Here is a 13,233-nt window from a genome sequence, read left to right as displayed (position 1 = left end):
AGGTAAAAAAGGAAACAGGAAAGTGCACTGACTTGAGACAATAGCCGCCGGCCTGATCACCCGGCCCATCAGTTATCATCTTTAATAGGTATAAGCAAATGAAAACAAGGATCAATGCAAAAAGAGTGCTCATCATGGCACTTGTCACGACAAGTACGTCCACGGCCCTCACGGCACAGGATAAGATGGAAGCCTCGGCAGGCGCCGACATTGTCAGCAGCTACATCTGGCGAGGTACCGATTGTGGAGGAGTCAGCATCCAGCCCAACCTTTCGGTAGGCTATAAAGGATTATCACTGGCCGCCTGGGGATCCGTCGGCATCGACCGCAAAGACACCAAGGAACTGGACTTCACTCTGGGCTACTCGCACAAGGGATTCAGCGCTGCCGTCACTGACTATTGGTTCTTCCCCTCGGACGCAGACCTTCAGAAAGGCTACTTCAAGTACGGTGCCCACAACACACAGCATGTGTTCGAAGGGACCCTTGCCTATGACTTCGGCGTGATGGGAATAGCCTGGAACACCAACTTTGCCGGCAACGATTATTGCAACGCCGACGGCAAGCGTTCCTACTCCACTTACATCGCTCTGACAGCCCCCTTCAAATTGGGAGGTCTGGACTGGACAGCCGAAGTGGGACTCACTCCATGGGAAGGACTCTATGCCGACAAGTTCAACGTGACGAACCTCACACTGGCCGCAGCCAAGGAAATCCCGATTACATCGAAGTTTTCACTTCCGCTGTTTGCCCAGGTGACGTTCAACCCCTACACACAAGGTGCCTACTTCGTATTCGGACTGAGCTTATAAACACAAACAGGTAAAAAGATAAAGATAAGAAAGGTATGAAAAAGATTGAAGCAATTATCCGCAAAACCAAGTTCGAGGATGTGAAGGAAGCCCTCCTCGAAGCGGACATCGAATGGTTCTCCTACTATGACGTAAGAGGAATCGGCAAATCCAGACAGGCACGCATCTATCGCGGCGTGATGTACGACACCAGCTCCATCGAACGTATCCTCATCTCCATCGTAGTACGCGACAAGAATGTGGAAAAAACCGTAAAGGCCATCCAGAAAGCCGCCTGGACAGGCGAAATAGGCGACGGACGTATCTTCATCGTTCCCATCGAGGACGCCATACGCATCCGCACCGCCGAACGTGGCGACATCGCATTATTTAACGCAGAACAAGAAAAATAAAACTCACAGACGTATGAAAACTCTCATTATCCGCAGCCTTCCGAGACTGCGTACAGCCCTCCTTATATCCTTACTGTTGACGGGTACAACAGCTTTTGCCGAGGAAGCGAACGCAACCGCTACGGCAGACACGCTGGCCGAAATGGCCACTGGTATAGACACTGTCTGGATGCTGCTGGCCGCCATGCTTGTATTCTTCATGCAGCCGGGTTTCGCCCTGGTCGAAGCCGGCTTCACCCGCACCAAAAACACAGGTAACATCTTGATGAAAAACTTCGTCGATTTCATGTTAGGCTCCCTACTCTTCTGGTTCATCGGCTTTGGTCTGATGTTTGGAGCCGGAGGTTTCGTGGGTGTGCCTCACTTCTTCGATATCTCGTTCCTCGACACCCAGTTGCCACGCGAAGGTTTCCTGATCTTTCAGACTGTGTTCTGTGCCACATCGGCCACCATTGTGTCGGGTGCCATGGCCGAACGCACTAAATTCTCTATGTACGTGGTCTATACCATCGCCATCAGCGTACTGATCTATCCCATCTCAGGCCACTGGACCTGGGGAGGAGGCTGGCTGACAAACGGTGAAATCGATTCTTTCATGATGGACGTTTTCGGTACCACATTCCATGACTTTGCAGGTTCTACAGTGGTTCACTCTGTAGGAGGTTGGATAGCTCTCGTAGGCGCCGCTATCCTCGGACCACGCATCGGAAAGTATGGCAAGGACGGCAATTCCAAAGCTATCCCCGGCCACAACCTCACCATAGCTGCCCTAGGTGTTTTTATCCTGTGGTTCGGATGGTTCGGCTTTAACCCCGGTTCCCAACTGGCCGCCTCTACAACCGCTGATCAGATCGCGATCTCACACGTCTTCCTGACAACCAACCTGGCTGCCTGTGCCGGAGGTTTTGCCGCCCTCGTCACCAGCTGGATCAAATATCGCAAACCATCACTCTCACTCACACTGAACGGTATCTTGGCAGGTCTTGTAGGAGTTACAGCCGGTTGTGACTGTGTATCAGCAGGAGGTGCAGCTATCATCGGACTTATTTGTGGCGTACTGATGATTTATGCTGTAGAGTTTATCGACAAAGTCCTGAAGATTGACGACCCCGTCGGTGCCAGTTCCGTACACGGCGTCTGCGGATTTACGGGCACCGTACTGACCGGTCTGTTCTCCACCAGCGAAGGAGTCTTTTATGGAGCAGGCTGGGGTTTCTTCGGAGCCCAGCTGTTCGGAACTTTGGTCGTAGGAGCATGGGCAGCCTTGATGGGATACATCATCTTCACCGTACTCAACAAGATACACGGCCTACGCGTTCCGGCACGTGTCGAAGAAGAAGGACTCGACATCTACGAACACGGAGAATCGGCCTACAACTAAAGTCAACAAGCCCCACTGATCAACAAACACTGATAATCAATGAAAGTTGTCAGCGGAACTAACAAAAGATAAAACAATACTCATATTCAAACCAATAAAGAAAAAAGATTATGTCAAAACTGAGATTCAGAGTAGTGGAAACGGCCTTCAAGAAGAAGCCCGTTCCTGTAGAAATCCCTAAGGAACGTCCGTCGGAATACTTCGGCAAATATGTGTTCAACAAGGAAAAAATGTTCCGTTATTTACCCAGTAAAGTATATGCCAAACTGGTGGACGTCATCGACAATGGTGCGCCACTGGACCGTAGCATTGCTGACGAAGTGGCCGCAGGCATGAAGAAATGGGCCATCGAAATGGGAGCCACTCACTACACCCACTGGTTCCACCCACTGACCGAAGGTACGGCCGAGAAGCACGATGCCTTCGTAGAACACGACGGTAAGGGCGGCATGATGGAGGAATTCACCGGTAAGCTGCTCGTACAGCAGGAGCCTGACGCCTCCAGTTTCCCCAACGGCGGTATCCGCAATACCTTCGAGGCACGCGGCTACTCGGCTTGGGACCCCTCTTCACCCGCTTTCATCGTGGACGATACCCTGTGTATTCCTACCATCTTCATTGCTTACACAGGCGAATCTCTCGACTACAAGGCACCGCTTTTGAAAGCCCTGCGTGCCGTCAATAAAGCAGCTACCGACGTCTGCCATTACTTCGACCCCGAAGTAAAGAAAGTAAATGCCTATCTAGGTTGGGAACAAGAATACTTCCTCGTGGATGAAGGTCTCTACGCCGCCCGCCCCGACCTGCTGATGACCGGACGTACGCTGACTGGCCACGACTCAGCAAAGAACCAACAGTTGGAAGATCATTACTTCGGTGCCATTCCCCCGCGTGTGGCTGCCTTCATGAAGGAACTCGAAATTGAAGCCTTAAAGCTGGGTATTCCCGTCAAGACACGTCACAACGAAGTGGCTCCCAACCAATTTGAGTTGGCCCCCATTTACGAGGAATGTAATCTGGCCGTAGACCACAATATGCTCATCATGGCTTTGATGCGTAAGATTGCGCGCAACCATGGTTTCCGTGTCCTGCTTCACGAGAAACCCTTCAAGGGCGTTAACGGTAGCGGAAAGCACAACAACTGGTCATTGGGTACCGATACGGGTGTATTGCTCATGGCTCCAGGCAAGACAGCCGAAGAGAACCTGCGCTTCATTACCTTCATCGTGAACACACTGATGGCTGTCTACCGCCACAACGGCCTGCTGAAGGCCAGCATCTCCAGTGCCACTAATGCACACCGTCTGGGCGCCAACGAGGCACCGCCCGCAATCATTTCTTCTTTCCTCGGCAAACAACTTTCACAAGTACTGGCCCACATTGAAGAAAGCGACAAGGACGAACTCATCAGCCTGAGCGGCAAACAGGGGATGAAGCTGGATATTCCACAAATTCCCGAGCTGCTCATCGACAACACCGACCGCAACCGCACCAGTCCTTTCGCCTTTACTGGCAACCGCTTCGAGTTCCGTGCCGTCGGTTCGGAAGCCAACTGTGCCAGCGCCATGATAGCCCTCAACGCAGCCTTGGCCGAGCAGCTGACTGACTTCAAGCGCGACGTAGACGCCCTCATCGAGCAGGGTGAAGACAAAGTGTCGGCCATTCTCGACGTCATCCGCCGAGATCTCAAGATCTGCAAGCCCATCCATTTTGATGGCAATGGATACAGTGATGAATGGAAAGCCGAAGCCGCCCGCCGCGGACTGGACTGCGAAACGAGTGTGCCCGTCATTTTCGACAATTATCTGAAGGAAGACAGCATCGCCATGTTCGAAAAGACAGGCGTCATGACACGCAAGGAACTGGAAGCTCGCAATGAAGTAAAGTGGGAAATGTATACCAAGAAAATTCAGATTGAGGCACGTGTACTGGGCGACCTGGCCATGAACCACATCATCCCCGTTGCCACCCAGTACCAAACAGAACTGGTAGACAATGTCTACAAGATGAACGGACTCTTCCCTAAGGAGAAGGCAACCAAACTATCGGCTAAGAACCTGGAACTCATCGAAGAGATTGCCGATCGCACCGCCTTTATCAAAGAACACGTTGACGCCATGATTGAAGCACGCAAAGTAGCTAATAAACTAGATAACGAGCGTGCCAAAGCAGTGGCCTACCACGACTACATCGTACCAATGATGGAAGAGATACGCTACCACATCGACAAGCTCGAATTGATTGTCGACAACCAGATGTGGACATTACCCAAATACAGAGAGCTGCTGTTTATCCGATAAGAAAGAAAATAAATTTCTTTTATTGGTTGTTTTAAATAAGCAAGGGGAAGACGGCCGTGAGGCTACCTTCCCCTTTTCAGTTATTAAAATGTATTGCCAAAATAAGGTCAGTTCCAGTACTACAAACGTCAACTTCAGCATTACAAACGTCAACTTTAAGAAAACAAAAAAGAGGTCCGATAAAAATCAGACCTCTTTCTATGAGCGGAAAACGAGACTCGAACTCGCGACCCCAACCTTGGCAAGGTTGTGCTCTACCAACTGAGCTATTTCCGCAATTGCCTAACTTAAAATCTGTGTGCCCAGAACAGGACTCGAACCTGCATGCCTTTCGACACACGCACCTGAAACGTGCGCGTCTACCAATTCCGCCACCTGGGCATTTGTCTCGGCAATCTTTACTTTAGAGCGGAAAACGAGACTCGAACTCGCGACCCCAACCTTGGCAAGGTTGTGCTCTACCAACTGAGCTATTTCCGCAGTTTTCAAGATGCGTGAAGAGAAGGAGACTCGAACTCCCACGACATAATTGTCACTACCCCCTCAAAGTAGCGCGTCTACCAATTCCGCCATCTCTCCAGACATTTCAAACTATCAAAGAACGATTACAAAACCTGGTGCCCAGAACAGGACTCGAACCTGCATGCCTCTCGACACACGCACCTGAAACGTGCGCGTCTACCAATTCCGCCACCTGGGCATTGGTTTGTTGCAATCATTTCAATGGAGCGGAAAACGAGACTCGAACTCGCGACCCCAACCTTGGCAAGGTTGTGCTCTACCAACTGAGCTATTTCCGCGTTTGCGGTTGCAAAGGTAGGTATTTTCTGCAAACCTGCAAACATTCCAGCTACTTTTTTTGCCAAATAATTTCAAGCTGAAAGGCAGCTTTTTGATTATCAGCTCATTCTGTCACGATAATCTTCGTAAGAAAATTGTTTGAAAACCTTGGCCTCGCCCTTTTGGGTCCACATTCCGATGGCCGGATGGTGGATTCCGTTGAACATATTGGTCTTGACGGTGGTGTAATGGATCATGTCCTCAAATACAATCCGCTCGCCAATCTGCAGTTCGTGGTCGAAACTCCAGTCGCCCATATAGTCACCGCTCAGGCAGGAATTGCCGCCCAGACGATAAACATATGGCCCTTCCTTCCCCATCTGTGCACCGCGAACGGCAGGCTGGTAAGGCATCTCCAGACAGTCGGGCATGTGGCAAGTGAAGCTCACGTTCAGAATAGCGGTGCGGATGCCACGGTTCTCCACGATGTCCACCACCTCGGACGTCAATACGCCCGTCTGCCACGTGAAGGCTGAGCCAGGTTCAAGAATGATGCGCAGGTTGGGATAACGCTTCCTAAGGCCCTGTAGCAAGCCGATGAGGTGCTCCACGTCGTAGTCCTTGCGGGTCATCAAATGACCGCCGCCCAGATTGAGCCACTTCAGCTGGGGGAACCAGCGGGCAAACTTCTCTTCCAGGTGCACCAGCGTGCGCTCCAGCTCGTAGGACGACGATTCGCAATGGCAATGGCAGTGGAACCCCTCAATGCCCTGCGGCAGGCGGTCGGGCAGCTGCTCGGCCATCACGCCGAAGCGAGTGCCGGGAGCGCAGGGATTGTAGAGTTCGGTCTCCACCTCCGAATACTCGGGGTTCACGCGGATGCCGCACGAAATGCCGCTCCCCTCGGCCTCCACCATCGGATAGAAACGATGGAACTGCGACAAGGAGTTAAACGTGATATAGCTGCTGCAACGCATGATTTCAAGAAAGTCGGCTTCGGTATAGGCTGGCGAATAGGTATGCGCCTTGCTTCCGAACTCCTCGAGCGCCAGACGCGCCTCGTAGACGGAGCTGGCCGTGGAGTGTTCGATGTACTCGCGGAAGATAGGGAACGAACGCCACATGGCAAACGACTTGAAGGCGAGGATGATTTCCACACCCGCACGGTCGGCCACGCTCTTGATGAGCGTCAGGTTCTTGCGCAACAACTCTTCTTCCATAATGTAGCAGGGAGAAGGGAAAAGGGTAAAGTCTATCATGTATCTGTCTTTAATTAATATTCTTGTAAAACATTTCTATTATTGCTATTCAAACCATTCATTTATTCCGCCCGAAAGCGGCCCTCTGCCGTCAGAAACCAGGCAATGTTTTGCCTCAAAGAAAGCAATGTTTTCGGGTAAAGAAAACAATGTTTTCCTCCCAAAGAAGCAATGCTTTTCCACGGCTCATCCGATGACCTTGAAGCGAGCAAAGCGCAAGAGTAACTGTTTCTCGCCCGCATGTTCGAAGCGGATGGTGGCTTTGGCATTGTCGCCCGCGCCTTCCACCCGCAGCACCTCGCCGCGGCCGAAGCGTTCGTGCTCGATCAGTTGCCCTGCCTGCAGGCCTTCTCCACCCGACGGAGCCGGAGCGGCACCCGTCACGGCCTCCACCCGCTTCAGCTTGCGGGGCACGGTGGGCGCAATGAGCGGTTCGCGCGAGAATTTCCGTTCGCCTGCGGGCGATGAAGCCGATGTACCATACTGGGGACGTGCGGCGGAATGGAACAAGTCGTCCGACGAACGGCGGAAGCGTTCGGCTCCCTCATCCACCCGCCGACCCAACAGGGAGTTCTGCGGCAGGCTCAGGTAGCGGGCGTCGATGTCGTGCAGGAAGCGGCTGGGACTGCCGAACTCCGTCTTGCCGTAGCGCATGCGCGTCTTGGCATACGACAGGAAGCAGTGTTCCTCGGCTCGGGTGATGGCCACATAGAACAGGCGGCGCTCCTCCTCGAGGGCACGGGGCGAGTCACCTGCCATGGAGCTGGGAAAAAGGTTCTCCTCCAGCCCCACCACGAAGACGTTGCGGAATTCCAACCCCTTGGCCGAATGGACGGTCATCAGCGTTATCTTCTCGCCGTCGTCGTCCTTGTCCGAGTCCTGGTCGGTGAGCAGCGACACTTCGGAGAGGAAGTCGCCCAGGGCGATGCGTTCGTTGCCCTCCTCCAGCCGCTCAGCGCAGAAGTCCTTCAGGCCGTTCATCAGTTCCTCGATGTTCTCCTTCCGGCTGAGGTTTTCGGGCGAATTGTCCTGACAAACGTCGTTGATAATGCCTGCCTGCCGCACGATGTCCTCGCCCAGCTCGCTGGCATTCTTCCGCCCCAAGTCTTCCATAAAGGAAGCTATCAGGTCGCGGAAGCCCTGAAGCTTGCCCGCCGTGCCCTTGTTGAAGTTCAGGCCGTAGGTCAACGGCTCGCAGAGAACGGTCCACAGGCTGACGTTGTTCTCCGTGGCCGCGGCCACAATCTTGCCCACCGTCGTGTCGCCGATGCCACGGGCCGGATAGTTGATGATACGTTTGAAGGCTTCCTCGTCGTTGGGATTGGCCACGAGGCGGAAGTAGGCTATCACGTCCTTGATTTCCTTGCGCTGGTAGAAGGACAGGCCGCCATAAATGCGGTAGGGCATGTTGCGCTTGCGCATGGCCTCCTCGAAGATGCGGCTCTGGGCATTGGTGCGGTAGAGCACGGCAAAATCGGCATATCCATAGCCCGACTGGCGGCGCAGGGCGGCTATCTTGTTCACCACCATCTCGCCCTCCTCCACGTCGCTGTAGGCCTGGAGGACGCCGATGGGTTCGCCGAGGTCTTTCTCGGAAAACACATCCTTGTGTATCTGCCGCTGGTTCTTGCTGATCAGGCTGTTGGCGGCAGACACGATAGTTTGCGTGGAGCGGTAGTTCTGCTCCAGCTTGAAAACGCGTGTGCCGGGATAGGTCTTGGTGAAGTAGAGGATATTGTCGATGTCGGCTCCGCGGAAGGAATAGATGCTTTGCGCATCGTCGCCCACCACGCAGACATGCTGGTGGTTCTTGGCCAGCTGGAGCACGATGCTATGCTGGGCCACGTTCGTGTCCTGATACTCGTCCACAAGAATGTAGCGGAACTGCTCTTGGTAGCGGGCCAGCACGTCGGGATGGTCACGAAAGAGCAGAAAAGTATAGAACAGCAGGTCGTCGAAGTCCATCGCGTCGGCCTGGCGGCAACGCTCCCAGTAGCGGCGATAGACGTCGCGCAGAGCAGGTACCTTGGCCGCGCAGTCGTACTCATACGCTTCCTTGTTGCGGGCATAGTCGGCAGGCGACACGAGGTGGTTCTTCGCGTTGGAGATGCGCGACTGGATCAGCCCCGGCTTGTACACCTTTTCGTCGAGCTGCATCTCTTTGACAATGGAGCGTATCAGGCTCTTGCTGTCGGCCGTATCATAGATGGTGAACTGATGCGTGAAGCCCAGCACATCGGCCTCGGCGTGCAGGATGCGCAGGAAGAGGCTGTGGAACGTTCCCATCCACAACCAGCGTGCCCGTTCGGGGCCCACCTGCCGTCCGATGCGCGTTTTCATCTCGCGCGCCGCCTTGTTCGTAAAGGTCAGGGCCAGGATGTTCCACGGCTGGTAGCCGTTCTCCAGCAGCCAGGCTATCTTGTAAGTCAGCACGCGGGTCTTCCCCGAGCCCGCCCCCGCTATCACCAGTGAGGGACCGTCGTTGTAGAGCACAGCGGCCCGCTGACTCTCGTTCAGTTCGTTGATATAGTCGGACATCATCAGTCTGTTTTTTCCTTATTATATAATGCGATGCAAAGATAATGCAAAGATATGGAAAAGCCACGAACATTTCTCCTACCGAAGTGTTGTTATTACAAAGCATTCTCCGTATCTTTGTTATCAAGGACAAAAAATCAACCTTTTAAAATACTACGTATGACACTAATCACATTAATCACAGCACTTATGATGTTTAACATGCCCACACTTCCTTATGCCCACAACGCATTGGAACCTGTAATCAGTCAGGCCACCATCGACTTCCACTACGGGAAGCATCTGCAAACCTATGTGAACAACCTGAACAACCTCGTGCCGGGTACGGCTTTCGAAGGCAAAACGCTCGAAGAAATAGTGGCTACTGCCCCCGACGGCCCCGTGTTCAACAATGCCGGACAGGTACTGAACCACACGTTCTACTTCCTCCAGTTCGCCCCCTCTCCTGCCCGTCACGAACCCGAAGGTCCCCTAGCCGACGCCATCCGCCGCGACTTCGGCAGTTTCGACAACTTCAAGAAAGAATTTACAGCAGCCGCCACCAGCCTCTTCGGCTCTGGATGGGCCTGGCTCTCGGCCGACAAGGATGGTAAACTGCACATCACGAAGGAAGCCAACGGCAGTAATCCACTCCGTGCGGGCCTCACGCCCCTGCTCACCTTCGACGTATGGGAGCATGCCTACTATCTGGATTACCAGAATCGTCGTGCCGACCATCTACAAGCACTGTGGAGTATCATCGACTGGCCGACAGTAGAAGAACGATTTAAATAACAGCTGAAAGCTGTTACACTAAACAAAAAACATTGGCTGCCTCAATCTGTTTTGAGACAGCCAATACTTTTTTATCATCTTCCAAAGAATGTCTAGAAATAAAAAAGGAAGTCTAAAACCTGTAATTATTAGCGTTTTAATGACTTCCTTCTTTGTGATTCCGTTGCGATTCGAACGCAAGACCCACGCCTTAGAAGTATTTATCCAAAAAGATAGTTAATCCATTATGGTACAATATTATATACGTAATTTACATTTTTGGAAAGACAAGTTTTTGAGCTTTTTGCACATCTACTCCGAGAACATACCTCCCCTCCCAAGCAAAATCCAGTCCGCCGATATTCCATAGTCACGAACCAAGTAAACAATCCATTCAGGTTTAAGAACGCTGACTTCCGGCTGGGTTCTTACCGTAACCAGATTCCACCGATTTATATCATATCTATTAGTAAAGGTTTGCAGCCCTCTGATTTTCTTTTGAGCTTTGAGCATATCTATAGCTTCAAAGAAACGTTTTGTTACCGATACACCTTCTTTTGATATATTCATTGTTCTTATTGTAGAAAGTTAATATTAGAGCCTTTTCATGCAACCAAGTACATGATATATTGTCCTAATCATTTTTTTGGGTAGTTCCTGGACTCCGTATTCCGGCGACTTATTAGCAGGAACTAAAGTATAATTCTCTGGATTGGAAGAAGGCCCCAATCTTTTAATTGTTCTCATGCCATTTGTAGTGACGATAGCATACACCTCTCCAAGTGGAAGGAATGAAAAGTCATCTATTCTCTTTAATGCAATTATATCACCATGAGTAATCTCAGGCTCCATGGAATGACCTGTAACATTGCACCAACACGTTGCTTCATTGTACTTTTGAAAGTCTATGTTGTATTCAGGGTTAATCGTTTGATCATTTTCTACTATATCAAAACCTCCGATAAAATCCACATTATAATAAGGTACACCTGTTGTATAACTGATTTGTGGATTTATAGCTTTATCAACAAGCTCATTCAGGATCTGTTCCTTAAGACGATCCCTATTATTTTTCTGGACATCATGTTCAATAATGCCAGCAATACTATCTCCGTCCTTAAACATCGGGACATCAGCTCCAGACAGCCACCCTGTCGTTAAATGGTACTTATCCTCGATTATCCTCTTATATGAGTCTTTGAATGACGACACTCCATTTTCTATTCTTGAATATGTATTCTGTCCAACATCAAGAATATCAGCCATTTGCTTTTGGGTCATATTCAAATGAACCCTTAGCTCTCTCAGTCTATTCCCTTGACCATTATCCATACGAGTATAATTTGTATCCATTTTAAGGATATTTAATGGATATAATATCCATATTATCCTAAAAATGGATATATTTGCATAACCAAACTAATATAACAATACAAAGATAATGGAAAATGCAATAAAGACAAACACTTTGGTTGGGAATGGCAAAAAAATGACACTCAAGGGCTATTACAAAAGCCTCCCAGACCCCACCTATCCAAAGAAAGAGTTCGCTGCAGAATTAGCACGCCGCTGCAATGTTTCTCAGGCAACCGTGAAGAATTGGATTATGTACGGATTCAGGCCGTTCAATGAGAAGCATATTGAAATTATATCTGAAATGACAGGTATCAAGCCCGAAGATTTGTGGAACGACTAAAGATTTGTAGCAATGAATGATTTGGAGTTCTATATCTACGACAATGACCTCTGGTGCATATTCCCTGATGGGCGAAACGAAAAAATCACTGAAGGAAGTGAACTGGTGAAACCAATTCTTGACTCCATACGGGAGTTTTACCCTGAAGCGTATGCTGATTTAACAAAATGGTATCAGAAAAGTTCCGCAAGAGTACCTTATTTCCAGTTTCTTATGGTAAACCGGTTCTGTAAATGCAACTTCGGGAACCTTGATACTACGAAAAAGGACATAGACAGAAAGGGACTATTCAACTTCGAGCACGTACAATGCCCGTTGAGGGGAGAATGTACACACGAAAACATTGTATGTAACCCGAAATTCAACAGCCGGATCTCTGATGCTGAAATGAGAGTAATGAAACTTGTAAACGATGGTATGAGCAACGAAGAAATTGCAAGTGAGCTGTACTTATCGCCGCACACGGTCAAGAACCACATCAAGTCTGTCTATTTGAAACTTGGAATACATGAAAAATCCGAGTTTATACAATATGCACAACGTAACCATATTTTTGATAAATGACTATGGTAAACGAGGATGTACTTAAGATAGTTTTCAACAACATCACATTTGGCCAGCGTAAAGCTGCTTCCATAGTGGGTGGTCGGCCAAGACTTATGAGGCTAATCGAGAAAGGATTGATACGTGCAGAAAAGAAAAGTAATACACAAAGCGGTAAATGGTATTGTAATGGTTGGGACTGCATAAAGTACGCATCGTGCAAATACATTGTTGGCGATGCAAGTTGAATTTTCCGCAAGTTATACTTAGTTAACACACTGAAAATAAATGATTTACAGCAATGTCAACCAAAATAAATAAAGTATATTTACATATACAAAGAACCATAAAAGATAAACGTATGAAAAAGATGTATTTGATATGGGCGATGACGATATTGGCAACTCACCTGACAATCAGGTCGCTCGACTTTATGTTTTGGTTGTCGTTCACAGCATTCCTTACGACATCCATATTTGTCGCATATACTTGGGATAAAGAGTATAAAAATCGAACAATCAATAAGACGCCCAATGATGAATAAGGAACTTGAAGAATTGTATGCCGAACTTGAAAAGGTAAAATCATCCAACGATGAGTATCTACCTGAATACGGATATTCGACTAAAGATGAAATCGTACAGCTTATTGAAGAAGACATCAAGGATTTGGAAGAGGAAATGAATAATTCCGAATGCTTTTGCTCAGACGATGAAATTGAAATGGAACGGACATCGCTTTGCATGAGCCTTGGAATATCCAGATATTGTTAAACCCAA

Annotated in this window: 12 protein-coding genes and 6 tRNA genes; 8 read left to right on the top strand and 10 right to left on the bottom strand. The window is 49.7% G+C overall.

The annotated features are described in order from the left end of the window. The first annotated feature begins 98 nt into the window (after nucleotides 1-98). From HF894_RS02990 to HF894_RS02975, 4 genes are all read left to right on the top strand, one after another. Nucleotides 99-812, top strand: coding sequence for a TorF family putative porin (locus tag HF894_RS02990; protein WP_075317043.1), 714 nt, complete (start codon nucleotides 99-101; stop codon nucleotides 810-812). Between the two features lie 35 nt (nucleotides 813-847). Beyond that, on the top strand, nucleotides 848-1,204 hold the full coding sequence (locus tag HF894_RS02985) for a P-II family nitrogen regulator (protein WP_204971050.1): 357 nt from the start codon (nucleotides 848-850) through the stop codon (nucleotides 1,202-1,204). A gap of 13 nt (nucleotides 1,205-1,217) precedes the next feature. After that, the gene (locus tag HF894_RS02980; protein ID WP_021848272.1) at nucleotides 1,218-2,585 is read left to right on the top strand and encodes an ammonium transporter; all 1,368 of its coding nucleotides are present in this window, start codon (nucleotides 1,218-1,220) and stop codon (nucleotides 2,583-2,585) included. A 110-nt stretch (nucleotides 2,586-2,695) separates the two neighbouring features. Next, complete coding sequence (locus HF894_RS02975) at nucleotides 2,696-4,885, top strand: glutamine synthetase III family protein (RefSeq protein ID WP_021848273.1); 2,190 nt, start codon at nucleotides 2,696-2,698, stop codon at nucleotides 4,883-4,885. 203 nt (nucleotides 4,886-5,088) lie between these two features. Here HF894_RS02975 and HF894_RS02970 read toward each other — a convergent pair. The 8 genes from HF894_RS02970 to HF894_RS02935 all read right to left on the bottom strand — a co-directional run bounded on the left by HF894_RS02970 (nucleotide 5,089) and on the right by HF894_RS02935 (nucleotide 9,462). Continuing rightward, nucleotides 5,089-5,161, bottom strand: a tRNA-Gly gene (locus tag HF894_RS02970). Nucleotides 5,162-5,184: 23 nt separating this feature from the next. Continuing rightward, a tRNA-Leu gene (locus HF894_RS02965) sits at nucleotides 5,185-5,266 on the bottom strand. A gap of 26 nt (nucleotides 5,267-5,292) precedes the next feature. Beyond that, nucleotides 5,293-5,365, bottom strand: a tRNA-Gly gene (locus tag HF894_RS02960). Nucleotides 5,366-5,380: 15 nt separating this feature from the next. Then, nucleotides 5,381-5,464 (bottom strand) — tRNA-Leu (locus HF894_RS02955). 36 nt (nucleotides 5,465-5,500) lie between these two features. Next, nucleotides 5,501-5,585 (bottom strand) — tRNA-Leu (locus HF894_RS02950). Nucleotides 5,586-5,609: 24 nt separating this feature from the next. Then, nucleotides 5,610-5,685: transfer RNA gene (locus HF894_RS02945), tRNA-Gly, on the bottom strand. Between the two features lie 99 nt (nucleotides 5,686-5,784). Then, nucleotides 5,785-6,924, bottom strand: a complete 1,140-nt coding sequence (gene nspC / locus HF894_RS02940) for a carboxynorspermidine decarboxylase (RefSeq protein WP_204971049.1) — start codon at nucleotides 6,922-6,924, stop codon at nucleotides 5,785-5,787. A gap of 186 nt (nucleotides 6,925-7,110) precedes the next feature. Then, entirely contained in the window at nucleotides 7,111-9,462 is a 2,352-nt protein-coding gene (locus HF894_RS02935) for an ATP-dependent helicase (RefSeq protein ID WP_204971127.1), read from the bottom strand. 159 nt (nucleotides 9,463-9,621) lie between these two features. On the opposite strand from HF894_RS02935, the gene HF894_RS02930 reads away from it, so the two are divergent. Next, nucleotides 9,622-10,236 (top strand): superoxide dismutase, encoded by a 615-nt coding sequence (locus HF894_RS02930; protein ID WP_075317046.1) that lies wholly within the window; start codon nucleotides 9,622-9,624, stop codon nucleotides 10,234-10,236. 291 nt (nucleotides 10,237-10,527) lie between these two features. Here HF894_RS02930 and HF894_RS02925 read toward each other — a convergent pair whose 3' ends face one another. Then, nucleotides 10,528-10,785 carry a hypothetical protein gene (locus HF894_RS02925; RefSeq protein WP_204971048.1) on the bottom strand — a complete coding sequence of 86 codons (258 nt, stop codon included), beginning with the start codon at nucleotides 10,783-10,785 and terminating at the stop codon, nucleotides 10,528-10,530. Nucleotides 10,786-10,809: 24 nt separating this feature from the next. Continuing rightward, nucleotides 10,810-11,568: a LexA family transcriptional regulator gene (locus HF894_RS02920; RefSeq protein WP_204971047.1), complete on the bottom strand. Its 759-nt coding sequence runs from the start codon at nucleotides 11,566-11,568 to the stop codon at nucleotides 10,810-10,812. Between the two features lie 88 nt (nucleotides 11,569-11,656). Here HF894_RS02920 and HF894_RS02915 point away from each other — a divergent pair, with 88 nt between their 5' ends. The 3 genes from HF894_RS02915 (at nucleotide 11,657) to HF894_RS02905 (ending at nucleotide 13,227) form a co-directional block, all read left to right on the top strand. Next, on the top strand, nucleotides 11,657-11,911 hold the full coding sequence (locus HF894_RS02915; protein WP_204971046.1) for a helix-turn-helix domain-containing protein: 255 nt from the start codon (nucleotides 11,657-11,659) through the stop codon (nucleotides 11,909-11,911). Nucleotides 11,912-11,923: 12 nt separating this feature from the next. Then, nucleotides 11,924-12,475 (top strand): response regulator transcription factor, encoded by a 552-nt coding sequence (locus tag HF894_RS02910; RefSeq protein ID WP_204971045.1) that lies wholly within the window; start codon nucleotides 11,924-11,926, stop codon nucleotides 12,473-12,475. A gap of 512 nt (nucleotides 12,476-12,987) precedes the next feature. Then, the gene (locus HF894_RS02905) at nucleotides 12,988-13,227 is read left to right on the top strand and encodes a hypothetical protein (RefSeq protein ID WP_246593113.1); all 240 of its coding nucleotides are present in this window, start codon (nucleotides 12,988-12,990) and stop codon (nucleotides 13,225-13,227) included. Nucleotides 13,228-13,233 lie beyond the last annotated feature (6 nt).

Source organism: Caecibacteroides pullorum (genome assembly GCF_019239235.1).
GTDB lineage: Bacteria > Bacteroidota > Bacteroidia > Bacteroidales > Bacteroidaceae > Bacteroides > Bacteroides pullorum.
The sequence above is the reverse complement of the archived record's forward strand: the minus strand, read 5'-3'. Positions and strand labels throughout refer to the sequence as shown.